A 20510-nucleotide genomic window follows, 5' to 3' on the forward strand; every position below is an offset into this window, starting at 1 on the left:
CCGGATCGCCAGCCAGGCGTACTGAAAAGGAGCTCTCACCATGCAATGTCTTCGTGAACTTTCTGCCTTAGTGCTTATGGCTGCTGGGATGCTTTTTATTGACCCGGCTACAGCATCCACGCCAGTGCAGAAGGACAGTACAGTGATAAAAACTTTGTTTGCGCAAACCAAACCGCAGTGCATCGGGCGCTATGTGATTGACGTTCCTGAGTCGTTCAACAATCAGCTTCGCGATATGATTTTTATCGATGACTTTAAAATTGAAAGCAAACCTCTCTATCCACCAGCCTTTAAACAGCGAGTGCAGTTAAGGGAGCAGGCGCTGCGCGATGCCACTAATAAACCAGGTAACAGACCTGAAAATGCCCCGTTTTTAAAAGAGGTTATTATTCTGCCTGATGGCAGAGGCGCTATTTTCGACCATGATGAGTCTGGTGCCCCAGATATATACAGGCAGCTGGAAGCTCATATTTATTCAGGCATGACAGCCTTTATTATTACTACGGACATTCGTGACTTTTCAGATAAAAAACACCGTGAAAAAAAATTAAAATATTTGTCAAGAGGGTTTTCTGAGGCCGACGCAAATACCAAACCCGCCAAGTTGGCTGCCCTGCAGTCCCTGATGTCAAGGCTTAGTGGCAGAAAAGATGAGGATATTCCGTCGGCTAAAGGGGTGTGTATTCCGAATGGATTTATCGTGGATGATGGTGAAAAGCATAAGGAAAGCCTCACATTCCGGTATGAAAATGATGATTTTGTTTTTGGTGTCGATATGGACAATACAATCAAGGGCTCAGACGACACGTTGTTTAATCGCAGCGCGAAAATTAATGAAGCACTTAAAACATCAAATCAGTACACCATTAAAAAAGTGGCACTCTCACCGCACGGCATTCAGGCAGAGTCATGGTTATTCGGCGGTACCCAAACCATCAGAAATTTTGCGACGGGAAAAGATGAAAAGAACACATTCTATAATTTTATGCTTTATGCTAATGAGCGAGATGCTACATCGGATAAGCCGAATCTTAATATTGGGTTCGGCAGTGAGTATAAAAAAACGCGCTACAGCGAAGCGCAGATGATTGAAATCTGGGACAGGCTGGTGAATTCCCTGCGCTATAAGTAGTTGCCAGGAAAACCAGTAATTCTTTTCGTATACTTTTAGATTGTTTCTATATAAAGGATTTTATAATGAGTTTAGGCTATTTTTTAAGAGTCGGTGATAGTACTACCTGCGGTGGGAAGATCCTTATCGGCGATCCAACGCTTCAATGGTATGGCGTCTTTGCTGCCAGAGAAGGGGATATGGTTAGCTGCGGTAATTACCCGGGAATTTTTAAAGTCTCAGGAGGAGTCGCTGCTACCTTCGACGAAGGACAGGCGCTGGCGGGGTCGCTTGATAGTTTTAGCTCCTGCCCATGCCAGGCAAAATTTATCCCTACTATTCTGGATAGCTACTCAAAGGACTAAGAAATATGAGGCAGGGTTTGAGAAATCTATCCCTGATGTAAAAAGCCTAAATCTTTAATAAAACCAGAGCCGTTCATATCGCCCTTAGACTGTATCCACATTGCGTAGGTAATGAAAAATACAAAAGAATCCTGCGGAAGAACTTAAATATGAATAATCAATGAAATATAAACCTCAATCAAAACTATTACTTGCCAGTCTATCATTCTTGATTTTCGTCGTTGCATGCTAAACTAAACCGAAAACTATTGAACGTAACGAAAACATAAAAGTTGTCAGCCCATTCTCAGCTTCAAATACTGATGGGGAATGCTATAAAATAACTGCCGAGTATTAAGGATTATTACGGCCGGCTGGCTGAAAATGATCATCCATTACAAATTCCTGAGATTAAAAATAAAGATATCACTGTCAGTCTATATTTTTTAATATGAGAGTGATTGTAAGGAAAAAGGCATTTAATTTAAATCTGTCGTATTAATAATTGGCAGTTATTAGAGTTTTCAGAGCTAACCTTTAAGGTAATAAGAGAGGGGGCTAACTCCACCCGTTTGATCCTTCCTGATCGACTCATAGATGCATTAAAAATTTTCTTGTGGTGTAAAATAAATCCAAATTGTTTTGCTGTCTATAAAGTTTTAGAAGTCTTTTTGAATGGGTTGCCCCTGTTTGTTACACCAATCTTCTTGCGCCTGCCTCTTCTGTATGGAGCGGGTTTGATAAAAAATATTATGGATTGATGTTTGTAAGGATAAGAACAAAAAGTTTTTTAACAAAACACCAATATAGACTTTTTATATTTACGCTTAAAATAATCTACAGGAAATAATAGTCAGCCCTGAAATATTAAATGCTAAGTCTATCATTCTAAAGTTAATCATGGATTATTAAGTTATTCGACTCATTAACGGACATCGGTGGCGATTAAGTAACAAAGAACATTACTAATGATTCTTACATTTACTTCGCTTTTTGGGTTTTAAATACAATACAGCAAGTATCGAGTTTTACTATGGCATGGCCTATACCTGATATTCCTGAGCAGAAATCATTTCCAGAACCAAAGTATTGGTTCTGGATGATAGTGTTAATATTGATGTTAATTACAGGCGTTATTTCCAGTGTATGGATCTGGAATATGGCAACTTACGCTAAAGTTTTCTTTTACGGTGCCTTGCCAGCATTGTTGGTTTGGCTATGTTTATTCGGGGTAATGTTAAACCGCTATGAACAGTCTGTCGCAGCCGGCCAGGCATGGATCCTCGAAACGGAACGAACTAAAGCTAACTGGCGCAGCTGGAGTCGAAGGCAGCTAGCCGTAATTGGTAATGTTTTATTTTCCCCGGAAGAGAAGGGAATGGAGGCGCTATTGGGTGAGCTGGATAAGGTGCCTGCATATCCTAAAAAAGCCCGTCCGTTATTCAATTCGCCATATAGTTTTCCAGATTTAATGAAAAAAATAGACCGTGATTTGGAGATTCAGTGCCCAGGTTATCGTTATTTTCTTCATTCTATTTATGTTGTTCAATCTCTAGGTGGATTTGATGAGTATCGTAAAGAGTCGATTTCTCAGCAATGGGATCTTATACCCACTGCAGGTTATTTTAGAGAAATAGTGGAGTCTCTCTTCAACGTAAAGAGTTCCGACGGTTTGATATTAATTCTTTGTCTTCAGGATTGGCCTGCTTCAGGCGTAGGGCAGTCAAGCGAGTTTATTTCTGCTCAGCTTATCTCTTCCCCCAGCTTTGCTCACCAGCATTCACTGCCTGTTATCGCCGGCATGACTCGTATGATGCCGCTGGAGGAAGGGAAACTTATTAAAGAATTAGATATGTTATTTGAATATGTCCAGCCTGATAAAGAGAGTCTGGAATACGTTTGGCTGCAGGGAACGGTTGAAAAAGCTGCAGCAGAAATCATGCAGTATGCAACAGGCCATCAGTGGTCTCTGCCGGAAAAAAGACCGCTGCATTCGATCGATCTTTCTTTTGGGCCTCCAGGGGAGATGGCTTTACCACTTTCTTTAGTCATGCTGGCCGAAGCTGCCAGCAAAACAGGTAAAGATCAGCTGCTGGTTAATCAGACGACGCAGCAAACAGGAACACTTTGCTTGATTACCAGGGAGCTTTACCCATGATTGAACAAAAAATAATACCAAACGCACGTTATGGCTCATGGGGATTTTTCCTCCTGATTATTGGTCTGGCGGGAGTAAGTGCTTTTTTAATTTTTATCAACCTGGACAGTTTGAACAGCATTGGGATTTCAACTCAGAAAATCTGGACAATCTGGGGAGGCGTGTTTGCCGTCTTGCTTTTTGGCCTGATTGGTTCACCTGTCTGGTGGCGATGGAAACAGAGAAGAAATCAGGCCGTCTACAAGCCACAGGAGCCTGGCGAAAAGATGGAGTCTCTCTCCGTTGAGGGTAGAGGTACCGTTCCGTTTTTGCCCAGCCTTAAAAAATATCTCCGAGTCCGATATAGGCTTTTATGGCGCCACAAAGTCCACCTGCTGCTGGTGACGGGCGACGAAGCCACGATTGAAAAACTGGTTCCTGGCCTGCAGCAGCAGCAGTGGCTTGAAGGCAACCGTACCGTTCTGATTTACGGCGGTAGTCTGACTGCAGAACCGGACAAGGAAAAGTACACCGCGTTACGCAAGCTGCGTCGCGGGCGTCCACTGGACGGGATTGTCCGGGTCATGCCTCAGTCGCTTAACCTGACCCCGCAAATCAGTGACAGCGACCTTCGCGGGCTGGAAAAAATCAGTGAATTGCTGCATTACTCAGCACCTGTCTGGCTGTGGCGGCTGTGTGACAGCAAATGGGCGCAGACAACGCGCACTGAGCAGGCGGTCGGGGCAACGTTCCCGCTGCGTGCAAAAGCTGATGATATTGCCCGTCAGCTCAAGCTGATGCTGCCGTCCCTGCGAACGCAGGGAGTGAGCCAGATCGCGGAAAACAACAGTCACGACTTCCTGCTGCGCCTGGGCCAGGACCTTAAAGACGGTGGCATCGCTCGCTGGACTCAGCAACTGGTGCCATGGCTGGCAGCCTCCCAGCAGCGCGTTCCGCTGCGTGGCCTGATGTTCAGCCTGCCAGGATATAAACCTGTCGATACGTCAGAGGGAGCAGCCGGTGCTGAGATATTTATCCCTGAGTCACAGCGCCATGCGCTGACCCTGCCCTTAACCTGGCAGGGCATTGTGGATGACTGTACCCGCATGCGTGGCCACCGTGTCGGTATGGCGTGGGAGCAGACGCTCGCCTGGACGCTGATGGCCATCATCGGTGTTTGGGGAGCGGGGACGCTGCTGTCGTTTACAGTCAACCGCCAGCAGATAGTCTCTGTTGCGCAGCAGACTCATGCTCTGGTGGAGCATCCCTCGGTATCGGATCACCAGCTGACGGCCCTGCATATTCTCCGCAATGACGCCGGTCGCCTGTTGCATCATGTCCGGGAGGGGGCGCCCTGGTATCAGCGCTTTGGTCTGGACCATAACCAGCAGCTACTCGACGCGATGCTGCCGTGGTATGGCGTGGTAAATAATCGCCTGATACGCGATCCGGCGAATGAGGCCCTGACGCAAAAGCTCACCGTGCTGGCTAACTCAGCGCCTAACAGTGACCAGCGTGTCCAGCTGGCGAAACCGGGCTATAACCAGCTTAAGGCCTGGCTGATGATGGCCCGCCCGGATAAAGCCGATGGCGCGTTCTACGCGCAGACCATGAAAGCCGTGCAGCCGACGCGAACAGGCATCTCCACCGGCCTGTGGCAGAGTCTGTCCCCGGATCTGTGGGCATTCTACATAACTGAACTGCCACAGCAGCCACAGTGGAAAATCACGCCGGATGCGCAGCTGATCGGCCAGAGCCGTCAGGTGCTGTTGCAGCAGATTGGACGGCGAAACGCCGAAAGCACGCTGTATGAAAACATGCTCAAATCGGTGCGTCGTAATTTTGCCGATGTTTCTCTGGAAGACATGACCAGCGGTACCGATGCCAGCCGCCTGTTTACCACTGATGAAGTGGTGCCGGGGATGTTCACCCGTCAGGCATGGGAAGGTGGCATTCAGCAGGCCATCGAGAAGGCGGCCAGTTTCCGTCGAGATGAAATCGACTGGGTGCTGAGCGATTCCCGCAAGACAGTGTCGGCCGACCTGTCGCCGGAAGCGCTGAAAGCGCGTCTGACCCAGCGCTATTTCACCGACTTTGCCAGCAGCTGGCTAAACTTCTTCAACAGTCTCCACTGGAATCCTGCCAGCAACATTGCCGACGTCACCGACCAGCTGACGCTGATGAGTGATGTGCGCCAGTCACCGCTGATTGCCTTAATGAACACAATCGCATGGCAGGGACAAACCGGAGAGCGGAGCGAAGGCCTTTCGGACTCTATCATCAAATCCGCGAAAGACCTGATGGTCGGGAAAGATAAGCCCATAATTGACCAGTCTGCGTCAGGTCCACAGGGACCACTGGACGAAACCTTTGGCCCGCTGCTGACGCTGATGGGCAAAAGCAAGGGCGGCAATGTGATGTCGGCCGACAGCACCCTGAGCCTGCAAACTTACCTCACGCGAATCACCCGAGTGCGTTTACGCCTGCAACAGGTGGCGAGCGCTACCGATCCGCAGGAGATGATGCAGACCCTGGCGCAGACCGTGTTCCAGGGCAAAAGCGTTGATCTTACCGATACTCAGCAGTACGGCAGTCTCATGGCGGCAAGTCTGGGGGAAGAGTGGAGTGGTTTCGGCAATACGATGTTTGTTCAGCCCCTAACTCAGGCATGGGAAACGGTCTTGCAGCCCTCAGCCGCCAGCCTTAACGATCGCTGGAGCCGCTCTGTTGTGGCTAACTGGCATACGGCCTTTGATGGTCGCTTCCCGTTTGCGGTCAGCAAAAGCGATGCCTCGCTGCCGATGCTGGCTGAATTTATCCGCAAGGACAGCGGACGCATTGACCGGTTCCTGACCACCGAACTTAACGGCGTGCTGCACAAAGAGGGTAGCCAGTGGGTACCGGATACGGTGCACAGCCAGGGGCTGACGTTCAATCCGGCGTTTCTGCGGGCGGTCAACCAGCTTAGCCAGCTGTCAGACATTCTGTTTACCGACGGTAGCCAGGGAATCAGTTTTGAACTGCAGGCACGACCCGTATCTCAGGTGGTGGAAACCCGGCTGACCATTGACGGGCAGAAATTGCACTACTTCAACCAGATGGCCGAGTGGCACTCTTTCCGCTGGCCCGGGGACACCTTCAAACCCGGAACCATGCTGACGTGGACTTCTACCAGCGCGGGGGCGCGTCTGTTCGGCGATTATAGCGGCAGCTGGGGCTTTATTCGCTGGCTGGATCAGAGTAAACGTCAGCGGCTCGACCGCAGTCAGTGGATGATGAGTTTTACTGCCCCGGACGGCCGCACCCTGCAATGGGTACTGCGCTCCCAGCTGGGTAATGGTCCGCTGGCGCTTCTGGCGTTACGCAACTTCAGCCTGCCGGAGCAGATATTCAGCGTGGATCCCTCTGCGACCTCTCAGGCTCTGGCAAGTTCGGAGAATTCAGCCATAGAGGGAATGGAATAATGACGACATTACAAAGTGTACTTCAGACCTGCTGCGCCGATGAAAAGACGCTCTTGAGCAGTGCTCGGTCGCGCAGTGCTGACTGGGAGCGCTGGCTGAAGCCGATTGGCGACAATCAGCCAACCGGAGTGGATCCCGGATACGACGATGATTTTCAGCGTATCCGTGAAGAGATCAACAAACTTTCCGACACTGATACCGGTCTGATTTGCCGGCTGGCGGAAAGGCTGCTGACCGGCACCAGTAAGGATTTACGTGTCATCACTTTCTACGTTTGGGCACGTCTGCATCAGGATGGTGAGCTTGGGTTTACGCAGGGACTTGAGCTGATGGCCTCGATGTTGGAGCAGTTTGGCAGCCGATTGCATCCTCTTCGCGATCGCAGCCGTAAGGCTGCCCTGGAATGGCTGGGCAGCAGCCGTGTGACAAACAGCCTGTCTCTGTACCCTGAGGTTGATATGTCTATCATGCAGCGCATTACCGCTGCGCTGTTGCTGGCTGAACAGACGTTCCAGACGTTTGATGAGAAAGCCCGGCCAGAATGGGCTGGACTGTACCAGGCTCTGGATAACCGACTGGTACAAAGCGGTGGAGCCAACAGTCTGGTGCCACAAACTAGCCGGGAAGAGAGCACGATTGCTGCGTCAGCGCCGGTGATGAACACCGTCACCTCGGGACGAGATTTGCTCGATCAGGCCAAAGTGCTGGCGCAATATCTTCGCGATCGGCCGGGAGGCTGGCTGGCCGGGCACCATCTGCTGAAGTGCGTACGCTGGGACACGCTAATGGAACTTCCGCCGCTGGATGCATCCGGGCGCACCCGCCTGGTGCCACCGAAGCCAGACCACAAAGCGCACCTCAAGCGCCTGTACCTGCAGAAAAGCTGGTCTGAACTGCTGGAGCATACGGACACTTTACTGGCGCAGGGCGTCAACCACCTTTGGCTGGACGTGCAGTGGTATGCATGGCAGGCGCTGGCGAAAATGGATAACGACACTGTACGTGCAGACATCCTGTGCCGCGATCTTAAGGGCTTACTGGCCCGCCTCCCGGGGCTGGAAGTACTGGCTTTCAGCGACGGCACTCCTTTCGCCGATGAAGCAACGCTGAGCTGGATAAACGAAAGCGTGCTCGACGATATGCCCGGATGGAAAGATGAGCCGGTATCAGCCGCGGTTGCTGGAGGCGATGATGTGCTAATGCTGGAGCCTGAAGTGTTGGCGAAAGCAGACGGTGAAGGTATTGAAACTGCGCTCAACTGGCTGCAGGTTCAGCCGGGTTATACCTCCGCCCGGGACCAGTGGCTGATGCGCCTGTTGATGGCCAGGGTGAGTGAACAGTACGGTAAACACGAAATGGCACTGCATCTGTTGGGCGAACTCGACGGTAGTGCCAGGGTGCTCACGCTTGAGCAGTGGACGCCAGAGCTAATGTTCGAAGTAAAAGCCCGCAGGTTAAAGCTGTTGCGGGGTAGGGCCGGGCGCAGTGAAGCAGATAAAACGCGCCTGCAGTCTGAAATGGACGCTCTGCTATCCGGGCTTATCTCACTGGATCCTGCACGAGCAGTTGTACTCTGCAGCGGATGATATTACGCGCATCAAAATAGGTTTTGAACTGCTCCATAAATATGGGGAATATGATATTCAAATAATATATTTAATACTTTGGATAATACACCTGAGCAATTATTTTCTCCTCAAGATAAAAAACATTGGCATTGGAATTTAGATAATACTAAAAAGGCTGGCGGTGATTTTAAAAATGCTCTCGGAGGGTTGTGTTTAAAAAAGATAAAATTGTTTCGGTATCAATATTAGTTTGTGTCAATGTCGTGCTGGCAAAGATTTCGACAAATCAGTAAATACGAGGCTATTAGGTTTCAGGTGCCTTTTTAGAACTTATTATTTCGCTATCCGGTAAACAAACATTAATAAAGACGAATCTATGGACGACTTAACCCTGCGTTATTATGACGCTGAAATGCGCTACCTGCTGGAAGCCGGGGAAGAATTTGCCCGTGCTCATCCTGAGCAGGCGGCAATGCTCAATTTGGATAAAGCGGGCGCGCGCGACCCGTTCGTGGAACGCCTGTTTGAAGGCTTTGCCTTCCTGATGGGCCGACTGCGCGAGAAGCTCGATGACGACCTGCCAGAATTGACCGAAGGGCTGGTCAGCCTGCTGTGGCCGCATTACCTGCGTACCATACCGTCGATGTCGGTGGTGGAGTTCACCCCCGACTGGGGCGGAATGAAGGAGCAGATGCGCATCGACAAAGGCTTTGAGGTTCATTCCCGGCCGATCGGTGAGAAGGGGACGCGCTGTCGTTATTCCACTACGAAAGCGATAGACCTTCAGCCCCTCTCGCTGGAGCGCGTCAGCCTGGCGACCGATTCTGATGGCCGCTCGGTTGTCACGCTGCGCTTTAGCTGCAGCAAGCTGGCGGACTGGAGCCGTATCGATCTCAGCCATGTTCCGCTTTACTTCAATGCCGACGCGTCTCTGGCCTGCGCCATGCACGAAGCCTTCACCATGAGTGTGGCCAGGCTGTGGCTGCGGATGCCCGGTGATGTGGAAAGAAAACCGCTGGACGGGTATTTCACCGCGCTCGGGTTCGGTGATGATGATACCCTCTGGCCGAAGGGTAGCAGTAGTTTCAGCGGCTACCAGCTGCTGCTGGAGTACTTTACCTTTCGCGAGAAATTTATGTTCACCTGTCTGCGTGGGCTGGAGACCGCCGCGTTCCCGGCTGAGCTCCCCTGGTTTGAAATCGACGTGGTGCTGGCTGAGCGCTGGAAGCATGACTTCAGCTTTACCGGCAAGCATCTGCGGCTGAACTGCGTACCGGTAATTAACCTGTTTCCACTGGAATCCGATCCGCTGACGCTCAACTCGTTGCAGACGGAATACATGCTGCGCCCGATGCGGGTACAGGATGGTCATACCGAGATTTACGCCGTGGATTCGGTGATGTCATCAAGCCAGCATACCTACGTCCCGTTCTCGAGCTTTCGCCACAAGGGCGGGATGATGCGCCATGAAGCGCCGGAATACTACTATCACACCCGCCTACGCCGCGGACCGTCCGGTCTGCATAACACCTGGCTAATTCTTGGTGGCGAAGCGTTTGATACTCACACCGTGCCGATAGATGAAAGCCTGTCCCTGACGCTCACCGGCACCAATGGTCAGCTGCCTCGTCGGGCCCTGCAAAGCACCGTGCTCGATACGGTGGTGAAAACCACCTCAGTCAGCATCGCTGTTCGCAACTTGTGTGCGCCGACGCTGCCTTGCTATCCACCGGATAGGGATCGCTTTCACTGGCGTGTGCTAAGCCATCTTGGCAGCGGTTTTCTCTCGATGATGGATAACGCTGAGGTGCTCCGCGGTACCCTGGCGCTGTATGAGTGGACAGAGAGCGAGATGAACCGGCGCCGTCTGGAGGCCATTATCGATGTGAAGCACAGCGAAACCGAGCGTTTTGAGCAGGGCTACCTGGTACGCGGCGTGCAGATTGACGTCATGCTCGATAGCCACGGCTTTGCCGGAAGAGGGGATATCTGCCTGTTTGGCGAGATGCTGAGCCGCTTCTTCGCGCTTTATACCGATATCTATCTGTTTAATCGCCTGATTATCATCCTGCAACCGACCGGAGAACGCCTGGAATGGGAAGAGAAGCACAATCGCCGCATTCCCGGCTGACCCTTCAGCTGGAGGCAGACCTTCACCGTATTAACTTTTACCGTTTCTGCCAGCTGCTGGAAAAGCGCCATCCGGGTAAGCCGCTAATGGGCTCAACCAGCCATCCAGCCGATGACCCGGTACGCTTTGCCCCTCATCCGGGAATGGGATTTCCGGTCAGCGAACTGAAAGCCGTCGAATACGACGAAGTCGATGACGGCAAACCAGCGGTCATTCGTACCACCTTTATGGGGATGTACGGCGTCGATTCACCGCTGCCGACCGCTTATCTCGATGACATCGCTCAGCTCCGGGAGGGGCATGACGCGCTGCAGAGCTTTTTGGATATCTTCAGCCACCGCATCCTGACCCAGTTTTATCGCATCTGGCGGAAGTACTCCTGGCCTGCCACGTTCGAGCCCGGAGGAGGCGACAATATTTCGCAGTCGCTGTTGGGACTGGTGGGGCTGGGGATCCCCGGAACCGCAGAGCATATCGCCACCCCGGTGTCGCGCTTTCTGGCCCTGCTAGGCGTGTTACGCCAGCCCGGAAAAACTCAGGAGGGGATGCAGGCGCTGGTGAGCCTGTTGGCACCCGACACCACCGTACAGGTGAGCCCGTATTGCCTGCGGCCGGTGGCGGTCAGTCAGCCACTGGGCTTTTACGGTGATGACGATTTTCTCCTGGACGGTAACACACCGCTTGGCGATGAGGCGATGGATGCCAGCAGCCAGCTGCTGATTGCGCTTTCAACAGATAACCGGCAGGAAGCGCAGGGCTGGAAGCCGGATGGTCCGCTGTATCCGGATTTTCTGGTGATGCTAAGGGTCTATCTGGGCTGGCGCTTTAAGGCAAAAATCACCCTAACGACGTTGACTCGCTTATTGGCCGTCCCTCCGCTCGGCGAAGGTCATTTCTGGCTTGGCATGAATGGCGTGCTGGGAGCTGAAGATCGCGTGTTCCTGGACGATATCCCGCAGACCTTTACGACGGAACTGGGCTATTACAGCGGCATGAACCCCGCCATACCACAACAAGGAAACCGATGTGTTACGTACAAGTTCGACTAAAATCGCCTGCTGGCTGCTGCCGCTGGTGGCGTTCAGCCTGACGGGCTGTGGGGTGACGCAGAGCGTCACTGAGGGTACCAAATCGGCCTTTAGCGCTATTTTTTACAAGAAAATTAAAGTCCTGCATCTCGATTTTATAGCGCGCGAGGCGCTGAATACCGATACACGTGAGAGCACTTCGCTGTCTGAGCCGCTGGTGGTGCGGGTGTATCAGCTGAAAGAACGTAAAACCTTCGACAAGACGCTATATCAGCAGCTGCTGAAAGAGGGCGATACCCAGCTGAGCGCTGATTTGCTGGCCACGCGTGATGTAGTCGTGAAGCCGGGTGGTGATGTGAATCTCGATATGCCAATGGAGGCCGACACGCAGTTTGTGGCCGTTGTCGGGCTGTTCCGTCATCCGGATATGGTGAATAACACCTGGAAGCTGGTCATCGAACGTGAAGACCTCGATCCCGATAAACCGCGTATTCTGGAAGCCGGAAACAACCATCTGAGGCTGCAGCCCGTTAAGGACGATTAATGTCACAGGGACACAATACCCCCTCATTATATGAAATTCTTTACGGCAACTTCACCGGTGGCCTCGACCTCAACCACGTCAACGAGCAGGACCAGGCGATCCTGTCCGTGCTGGACAACATGCAGCGCATTCTCAACTGCCGCGCCGGCACGCTGGCGCATCTGCCGGACTACGGCCTGCCGGATATGGCCAAAATCCTGCAGGGTATGCCCGGTACCGCCCATGAACTGATGGGGACGCTGTCGGCCGTTTTGCTCGAATATGAACCACGGCTGAAAAGCATTAGCGTTATTCTCCTTGAGCAGGCGATCCCCGGCGAGCTGCGCTATGCGATCGATGCGGAGCTGAAAGGGGTGGGGCTGGTGCGCTATGGTACCGAGTTTATGCCCGAGGGGCGGATATTCATTCGCCACCTAAAGCAACAGCATTATTTCGACAGAAATCCCCGCATGTAGGGATGCCGGGCAGGCCGGCACGATATCTTCCTCGGGACGAATGACCGCCAGCTCCCGGAGTGAGTCACCAATCTCCGCCTGCAAATCCACGGATGAATCCATTATGAAAAGCACAGAACCCCGAGATATTCGCACGGGCGGCGATCCGCGCCCGTTCCCTGACTTCATCGCCCTTCGCGATGAAATGAGTAAGCAGACGCATCCCGCCAGGCCTGATATTCGCTGGGAGCGGGTGGAGAAATTGTCGCTGGCGCTGTTTGATAAAAACGGGATTGAGCTGCAGACCGGGGCCTGGTACACCCTGGCGCGCAGCCATCTGGCACGGGTGGAGGGCATGAACGAAGGGCTGAAGCTCGTTGCCACGATGCTCAGCCGCCAGTGGGTGCAATACTGGCCACGGGCCAGCCACCCGCGGGCAGAAATTCTCTCCGGGCTGTTTCAGCGGCTGCAGAAAGTGTTCCGCACCTTTACCCTGAGCCATGAGGATTATCATGAGCTCCTGCAGCTGGAGTCGACGCTTGATTCCCTGAGCAGCATCCTTGCCCGCCAGGAACTGCTGCAGATAAGCCAGATAGAGCCGCTGGTGCAGCAGGTGTGCAGCGCGGTGACGCGCGTGGAAAATGCGCCAGAGCCACAATTATCCGCTGCACCCATTATTCTTCCTGCCGCGCAGGTTCCGCCGATCGGATTGAACGAATCAACACCAGAGCCCCGGCGGCCGGATGCAATCCCGCCCGGTTCCGCCGTCGCCGTTAACAGGAACCACAAAACGGCGCCTGCGCCAAACCGGGTCGGCCTATTCGCCTGCGGGATGCTGACGGCCTTTGCGTTGGGCGCCGCAGTCTTTATCGGCGGCCACTACCTGGCTCGCTCGGATCAAGCGGGTCAACAGCCCGACAGCAGCCAGCAGCCGCTACCCTGGCTGCCCGGCGCGGCGGCAGGCGAGTCGGGCAGCTCTTCTGGCTCAGCTTCCGGCTGGCTGAAGGATGCCTCGCTGAGGTTAGAGGCGCTTTCTGCCCTCCCGCCTGACTGGCATCTTCGCTATGGTCAGGATCTGATAAACCAGGCTTATGCACTGTGGCCGGGGCTTCCCGGAACTGAAGAGCTGGGCACTCAGTGGCGGCAAAAACTTGCCCTGAACGGGACGCCCGATGATTCGCTTGCGGGCTGGCATCAGGGCATGCACAGGCTCCAGAGCCTGAGCGAGCAGCTTAACGCGCTGGATGGGCAAAAGGGGAGATACCTGACGGTCAGCGAGCTGAAATCGCAGGTGTTTGCAGCTATTCAGGCATTTAATCAATCGGTGCCGGCGGAGGAGCAGCTCCGGCAGATAGCTGCACGGCAGGAGCCGGGGATGATCCCGCAGGCACAAAAACTTGAGGTGGAGCAGCACCTACAGCAGCTCATCATCCGATACTCGGCGCTAACCACCGCGGAATAGCGTTGCTCTCCGGGGAGCTTGTTCGCCGCACAATCGGGTATTGTTCCGCAGTCAGCCGGTAATCCCCCCATTTTTAGCGGAGGTGATAAGTAGAATCAGGTCATGCGCTGAATATGCTGCATCGGTGTGTAACCATTCAACGCCATATTCGGACGTTCGTTATTATAAAACCATTGCCACTGCGTGGCATAGTTCTGTAATTCATCCAGTGATGTAAACAGGTACTGCCCCAGCCAGTCATAACGCACCGTCCGGTTATATCGCTCAATATAGGCATTCTGCTGAGGTTTGCCGGGCTGAATAAAACGAAGGGTTATATTCTGATGAGCCGCCCATGACATCAGCATCTTCCCCGTGTATTCCGGCCCGTGATACCTATTGACGTCGGTTTCCCTTTCCACTCAATGAGTTGTTCCAGTGTTCTGATTACCCGACTGGCGGGCAGGGGAAAATCTACCTCAATGGCCAGCGCTTCACGATTAAAGTCATCAATAACATTCAGCAAACGGACTGAACGACCATCCGATAGCTGATCGTGCATGAAGTCCATCGACCAGCATTCGTTTCTGTTTTCAGGCACCGCCAGCGGTTCAGGTTTATCCCGTTTCAGTCGTTTTTTCGGCTTGATCCGCATGTTCAGCGATAACTCGCAATAAATCCGGTACACCCTTTTGTGGTTGAACCTGAAGCCTTTGACATTACGCAGGTATAAAAAACACAGGCCAAATCCCCAGTTGCGCTGACGGTCAGTGATGCGGATCAGTCAGTCAGCAATGAGGTCATTTTCTTCATTCAGATGAGGCTGATAGCGATAACAGCTTTCGCTGACCACAAACAACTGGCAGGCAAAACGCACACTGACGTTTCGGTTTCTGACCGCGTCCTGTGCCATCTGCTTTCGACGCGATGGCATCACCACTTTTTTGCCATGGCCTCCTGAATGATTTCGGCTTTGAGCCGTTCTTCAGCATACATTTTTTTGAGGCGACGGTTTTCGTCTTCCAGCTCTTTCAGACGGGTCATCATGGAGGCATCCATACCGCCAAAGCGAGAACGCCAATTAAAGAAACTGGCATTGCTCATGCCATGCTCGCGGCACAGTTCGGCCACAGATGTTCCGGCCTCGGCTTGCTTCAGGATGGACATGATCTGGCTGTCGGTAAAACATGATTTTTCATAGAGATCTCCCCGGTTCAGATTACGAGAAAATTCTACTTATAAACACACCGGTTTTTCGGGGGGATTACCGTTAAACAAATGGGATGCAACTAAATAGATCATGTGCATTTACTCTTTTTTCAAAATCTCTTTTTTAATAACCTCGAGTAATTCATCTGACAGCGAATCTCCTGCCGTTGCCCGTGAAAGTGTCAATGCCCCCGTTAACATCGCCAGTTGCACCAGGGCGCTGTTTCTGCGCTGTACGTTATTGTCGATATCAGAGACGGATTCCAGCCTTGCCAGCATAGATTTCACTCCCTCAAGATAGACGTCATGGATTTTTTTGGCGGCGTCTTCTCTTGCAACATCACTTGCCAGGGCAGTGATTAAGCAGCCATCGCCTGCATTGTCCCGATGCATTGCAGAGAGATAAAAATCAACAAGGGTGCTCAGGTTATTATTCTCGGGTTGCTGGAATATTTGCAGCCAACGTGAGCCAGACTCTTCCAGCGCTCTCTCGCTAGCGATTGCAACAAGTTCATCTTTGGAACGAAAATGACCGTAAAAGCCACCATGGGTTAATCCGGCAGCCGCCATTAGATCGTTGAGGCTCACACCGTTAAGGCCACGTTCGCGAAAAAGCTGCGATGAAACCTGAATGATTTCCTCGCGGTTTCGTTCCATTTGCTGTTTGGATACCCTGGCCATACGCTCTCCTGATTTATTCGGGCATCATCTTAGGGCATGAAAAAACCATACTCAAGAGAGGATGCCAACCTCTATAGATATTGATTGTTTACGCTCTGGGTGGTCGGGCGGGGATCACGCGACTGCTTTCACCTCCCTGAGAGCGAGGAAGAGTCCCGGCGATTTGCTCATGCGGTGTCCCTAACGTGACGGCACTCACTTCATCCAGAAGGGCAATGTGAGCATCATTCAGGGAGTGACCAAGTGCTGCTAACGTATCGTCAAGTTGTGACAGAGTGCGTGAACCCAGTACAGGTATCAGGCTGGTGCTGGAACGCTCGGCCTTATATCTCAACCAGGAAATAGCAATCTGTACCGGTTGAATATTCAGTTCCCGGGCAATATAAAAAATGCAGTCAAGCAGTTCAGTGCCTTCTTCTTTACGTACCAGTCGGCCTGCAAAACCCGTCAGTCGGCCCTCTTTGCTTTTTCTGTATTTTCCCGTCAATAACCCTCCCCCCAGTGGTGACCATAGCGTAGCTGCCAGCCCGAGCGCTTCCGCCATAGGCAATAATTCACGTTCAGCCGTGCGTTGAGCCAGGCTATATTCCACCTGAATACCTGCGATACGCGACCATCCACGAAGCTCCGCAATAGTCTCTGCGCGAGCAATACGCCAGGCGGGAAAATTTGATAATCCGGCGTAAAGGATTTTTCCTGAGCGTACCAAATCATCAAATGTGCGCACGATCTCTTCGAGAGGGGTCAACTGGTCATCAAAATGTGCCCACAGAATATCAATCCTGTCGGTATTCAGACGTTTGAGGCTTTGCTCCACTGATGAAATCATGTTCTTACGGCTGTTGCCGGTAGCGGAAATATCAGCATTCGGTGTTGCACCCAGCGTATATTTTGTTGCCAGCACAAAATGGTCGCGTTCGGCAGCGATAAATTCTCCGACCATTAATTCTGATTCCCCAAACTGATAGGAATCAGCCGTATCGATAAAATTACCGCCTGCATCGGCATAACGGTCAAAGACCTGCTTTGCTTCTTTTTTCTCGGAACCGTAGCCCCATCCTGTTCCAAAGTTGCCCGTTCCCAGCGCCAGTTCGGAGACACGCAGTCCCGTGTTACGACCAAAGGTTGTGTATTTCATGGCTTCTCTCATTTAAATGTTGATTGACATTTATTATAGATGTCATACATCATGTATTAAAGCAAATATGTTTATTTTTTACTCACTGACAAAAGATAAGAAAACCATGATGAAGATAAAACCGGCTGTTCTGATAACCGGTGCCTCTTCTGGCATCGGCGCGGTTTATGCCCAACGCTTTGCTAAGCGGGGCCATGATCTTGTGCTGGTTGCCCGTAACAGGTCACGTTTAGACGCTCTGGCACTGGACCTCCAGACTCAGTACGGTGTGCAGGTTGATATTTTGCCGGCGGACCTCAGTCAACCTGGTGATGTGGAAAGCGTGGCGCAGCGACTGCGTGAAGACGAGCGTATCTCAATACTGATTAACAATGCAGGTATGAGCCTCTCGGGTTCCTTTACTACTCAGAGTTCAGCAGAGATTAACGCATTGATCGCCGTTAACTTATCCGCCGTTGTTACGCTTGCACATGCTATCGCGCCAAGGCTCGCAGCGGCGAAAACAGGGGCAATTGTTAATCTCAGTTCAGTCGTTGGATTGGCCCCTGAATTAGGTATGACAATTTACGGTGCCACCAAAGCTTTTGTGCTCTTTCTGTCTCAGGGTCTGAGTGTTGAACTTGGCGCACAGGGTGTCTATGTGCAGGCTGTCCTTCCTGCTGCGACCCGCACCGAAATCTGGGAACGTTCTGGCGGAGACATTAACACCATGCAAGGCGTAATGGAGGTCGGCGAGTTGGTCGATGCAGCACTGGAAGGATTTGATCGCCGTGAACCGGTGACAATTCCTCCGCTGCATAATGAACAACAATGGATGAGCTACAACCAGGCCCGTCAGTCCATGCTACCCGAGTTTGGTCAGGAGCACCCTGCAGCACGTTATCTCACGAAAGCTGAATAAATCGTGTCCATTACGATGGACAATCTGCCGAATTAGGCTTTATGACAGGAAGGTATCTTTATGTCTGACAATGTTCTTTTTACCCCGTTTTCCGTTAAAGGGCTGACGTTGCCTAACCGCATTGTGATGGCACCCATGACCCGGGGGATGGCACCGGAGGGTATTCCCGCTGAAGCCAATGCAGATTATTACCGTCGACGTGCCGAAGGCGAAGTCGGTCTTATTCTGACTGAAGGGACAGTGGTCGATCGCCCGGCATCGCGCAATATGGCTGGTATTCCTTTCTTCCACGGTGATAAAGCACTGGCGGGATGGAAGCGCGTTGTTGATGCTGTGCATTCAGCGGGTGGACGCATCGGGCCACAACTCTGGCATACCGGGTCTACCAGAGGCGGGGAATGGGAACCGGATGCTCCCGTTGAAAGCCCGTCCGGGCTTGTTGGCCCCGACGAATTCCGTGGTGTGGTAATGAGTGAAGAGGATATTGCGGACACAGTGGCAGCTTTCGCTCGTGCCGCTGCCGATGCAAAACGCCTTGGCTTTGATACTCTTGAATTGCATGGTGCCCACGGCTATCTGATTGATCAGTTTTTCTGGCAAGGAACAAATAAACGTACCGACATGTTCGGCGGCGCAACAATTAAACTTCGATCCCGTTTCGCTGCTGACATCGTCCGTGCAGTTCGCGTCGCCGTGGGGCCTGAGTTTCCATTAATTCTGCGAGTCAGTCAGTGGAAACAGCAAGAATATACTGCGCGTCTGGCCAATACTCCGCAAGAAATGGCCGACTGGCTTGTGCCGCTGGTGGAGGCGGGTGTTGATATTCTGCATTGTTCTCAGCGCCGTTTTTGGGAGCCTGAATTCGCGGACATCGATGGTAATGAAGGACTCAACTTTGCCGGATGGGCGAAAAAACTCACTGGTGCTTCCACCATTAGCGTGGGTTCTGTAGGGCTTGCCGACGACTTCTTCAGTGCATTTGGTGGTAAAGGCACTGGGACTGCAGCACTGGATAATCTCTATACCCGTATGGAGCGTGAAGAATTTGACCTGATAGCTGTAGGGCGCGTGCTGCTTTCAGACCCTAATTGGGTACAAAAAGTCCATTCCGGAGAGACTCACGCTTTGCAGGGATTTGATGCGGCCGATCTGGCAACGCTTGTGTAACCCAGTTAATACCGGGTCTTTCCTGTTAACGCCGTATGTGGCATGCGGCGAGTACCTCTCTATATCGGATGAATAAGATGAAAGCACTGCTGCTCAAGCGCTACGGTAACCTGGATCAGCTTTATTTTGACGATATCCCTCGTCCACAGATTAAAGCGGATGAAATACTTGTCAGAATATATGCTGCGGGTCTTAACCCCATAGATACGATGATTCCAAAAGGAATGTTCAAACCTATCCTTAAATTCAAATTACCGATGGTGATGGGAAGCGATCTTACAGGAATTGTTGAGGAAGTGGGCGCTCAGGTCACACGTTTTAAAGCAGGTGATGCCGTCTTTGCCAGTGTTTTCGATTTACATATCGGCTCATTCGCGGAATATGTGGCAGTGCCGGAACATGCGGCTTCGCTTAAACCAGAAAGTCTTGGTTTTGTTGAGGCTGCATCTTTGCCGATGGTAGCACTTGCGTCATGGCAGGCATTCACTGAAAGAGCCAAAATTGAGCCTGCCGATAAAGTGTTTATTCCCGCAGGGGCGGGGGGGATCGGTACGTTTGCCATACAACTGGCGAAGCATCTCGGGGCCACGGTGGCGACCACAACCAGTACGGGCAATATCGATCTCGTGAGAGATCTGGGTGCCGATTACGTTGTTGATTATAAAAATCAGCGATTTGAAGAAATTCTGAGTAATTATGACGTAGTGTTGGGCACGCTCAGAGGCGATGAGATTGCCAGGGCTATGAAAATTGTTAAATCCGGGGGGAAAGTGATATCCCTTATTGGTCCACCTGATGTGAAGTTTGCTCGTAAGAGGGGAATGAATGCCCTGATGCGTGGAATAATCTGGTTGCTGAGCGCAAAAATTATTCGCCTCGCTGAAAAAAATAATATTGATTATTCATTTCTGTTTATTCGTTCTGATGGAAAACAACTGGAAGAAATTGCAAGGCTGGTAGATGCAGGAAATATCAGGCCGATTATCGATAAAACCTTTCCTTTTGAACGAACAAAATCTGCACTGGAATATCTGGCGAGAGGACATGCGAAAGGCAAAGTCGTCATTACGATAGTTGAGCCATAAACGCATGAGTCTTTCGAAATATATATAAAATGTTTCCGGTAGAATTTTTCTCTACATTAGTTTCACTCGGGAATTAATAACATGCGGAATAATAACTTGCAGGGTGGGGGAGTTATTTGTCCAGAGA

At 51.7% G+C, this 20510-nt stretch carries 15 protein-coding genes and 1 pseudogene; 13 read left to right on the forward strand and 3 right to left on the reverse strand.

From position 1 onward, the window contains the following. Window positions 1–40 precede the first annotated feature (40 nt). The 10 genes from GVK32_RS13030 to GVK32_RS13075 all read left to right on the forward strand — a co-directional run bounded on the left by GVK32_RS13030 (window position 41) and on the right by GVK32_RS13075 (window position 14223). Window positions 41–1132 (forward strand): T6SS immunity protein Tli4 family protein, encoded by a 1092-nt coding sequence (locus GVK32_RS13030; protein WP_159868274.1) that lies wholly within the window; start codon window positions 41–43, stop codon window positions 1130–1132. Between the two features lie 65 nt (window positions 1133–1197). Next, entirely contained in the window at window positions 1198–1476 is a 279-nt protein-coding gene (locus tag GVK32_RS13035) for a PAAR domain-containing protein (RefSeq protein WP_134526589.1), read from the forward strand. 1012 nt (window positions 1477–2488) lie between these two features. Continuing rightward, window positions 2489–3613: a hypothetical protein gene (locus tag GVK32_RS13040; protein ID WP_159868277.1), complete on the forward strand. Its 1125-nt coding sequence runs from the start codon at window positions 2489–2491 to the stop codon at window positions 3611–3613. Continuing rightward, the gene (locus tag GVK32_RS13045; RefSeq protein ID WP_159868280.1) at window positions 3610–7056 is read left to right on the forward strand and encodes an ImcF-related family protein; all 3447 of its coding nucleotides are present in this window, start codon (window positions 3610–3612) and stop codon (window positions 7054–7056) included. Before GVK32_RS13040 ends, GVK32_RS13045 begins: the two co-directional genes overlap by 4 nt. Continuing rightward, window positions 7056–8642 (forward strand): type VI secretion system protein TssA, encoded by a 1587-nt coding sequence (tssA, locus tag GVK32_RS13050; RefSeq protein ID WP_159868283.1) that lies wholly within the window; start codon window positions 7056–7058, stop codon window positions 8640–8642. The genes GVK32_RS13045 and tssA overlap by 1 nt, the downstream gene beginning before the upstream one ends. A 358-nt stretch (window positions 8643–9000) precedes the next feature. Beyond that, entirely contained in the window at window positions 9001–10755 is a 1755-nt protein-coding gene (gene tssF / locus GVK32_RS13055) for a type VI secretion system baseplate subunit TssF (RefSeq protein WP_159868286.1), read from the forward strand. Further along, window positions 10719–11804 carry a type VI secretion system baseplate subunit TssG gene (tssG, locus tag GVK32_RS13060; RefSeq protein WP_159868289.1) on the forward strand — a complete coding sequence of 362 codons (1086 nt, stop codon included), beginning with the start codon at window positions 10719–10721 and terminating at the stop codon, window positions 11802–11804. Before tssF ends, tssG begins: the two co-directional genes overlap by 37 nt. After that, window positions 11782–12327, forward strand: a complete 546-nt coding sequence (gene tssJ / locus GVK32_RS13065) for a type VI secretion system lipoprotein TssJ (RefSeq protein ID WP_159868292.1) — start codon at window positions 11782–11784, stop codon at window positions 12325–12327. Before tssG ends, tssJ begins: the two co-directional genes overlap by 23 nt. Further along, window positions 12327–12782, forward strand: coding sequence for a type VI secretion system baseplate subunit TssE (tssE, locus tag GVK32_RS13070; protein WP_159868295.1), 456 nt, complete (start codon window positions 12327–12329; stop codon window positions 12780–12782). The genes tssJ and tssE overlap by 1 nt, the downstream gene beginning before the upstream one ends. 103 nt (window positions 12783–12885) lie before the next feature. Further along, a complete protein-coding gene (locus GVK32_RS13075) occupies window positions 12886–14223 on the forward strand; it encodes a VasL domain-containing protein (protein ID WP_159868298.1) in 1338 nt (445 codons plus the stop codon). 95 nt (window positions 14224–14318) lie between these two features. Here GVK32_RS13075 and GVK32_RS13080 read toward each other — a convergent pair. From GVK32_RS13080 to GVK32_RS13090, 3 genes and pseudogenes are all read right to left on the reverse strand, one after another. Beyond that, window positions 14319–15369: pseudogene (locus GVK32_RS13080) on the reverse strand (IS3 family transposase). 141 nt (window positions 15370–15510) lie between these two features. Next, the gene (locus GVK32_RS13085; protein ID WP_159868301.1) at window positions 15511–16092 is read right to left on the reverse strand and encodes a TetR/AcrR family transcriptional regulator; all 582 of its coding nucleotides are present in this window, start codon (window positions 16090–16092) and stop codon (window positions 15511–15513) included. A gap of 88 nt (window positions 16093–16180) precedes the next feature. Next, on the reverse strand, window positions 16181–17230 hold the full coding sequence (locus GVK32_RS13090) for an aldo/keto reductase (protein ID WP_159868304.1): 1050 nt from the start codon (window positions 17228–17230) through the stop codon (window positions 16181–16183). Between the two features lie 109 nt (window positions 17231–17339). On the opposite strand from GVK32_RS13090, the gene GVK32_RS13095 reads away from it, so the two are divergent. From GVK32_RS13095 to GVK32_RS13105, 3 genes are all read left to right on the forward strand, one after another. After that, the gene (locus GVK32_RS13095) at window positions 17340–18131 is read left to right on the forward strand and encodes an SDR family oxidoreductase (RefSeq protein ID WP_159868379.1); all 792 of its coding nucleotides are present in this window, start codon (window positions 17340–17342) and stop codon (window positions 18129–18131) included. Window positions 18132–18191: 60 nt separating this feature from the next. Next, window positions 18192–19298: an NADH:flavin oxidoreductase gene (locus GVK32_RS13100; RefSeq protein ID WP_159868307.1), complete on the forward strand. Its 1107-nt coding sequence runs from the start codon at window positions 18192–18194 to the stop codon at window positions 19296–19298. 77 nt (window positions 19299–19375) lie between these two features. After that, a complete protein-coding gene (locus GVK32_RS13105; RefSeq protein ID WP_159868310.1) occupies window positions 19376–20383 on the forward strand; it encodes an NADP-dependent oxidoreductase in 1008 nt (335 codons plus the stop codon). Window positions 20384–20510: the final 127 nt, after the last annotated feature.

Origin of the sequence: Klebsiella sp. 18074 (genome assembly GCF_902705905.1) — a bacterium.
Lineage (GTDB): Bacteria > Pseudomonadota > Gammaproteobacteria > Enterobacterales > Enterobacteriaceae > Klebsiella > Klebsiella terrigena.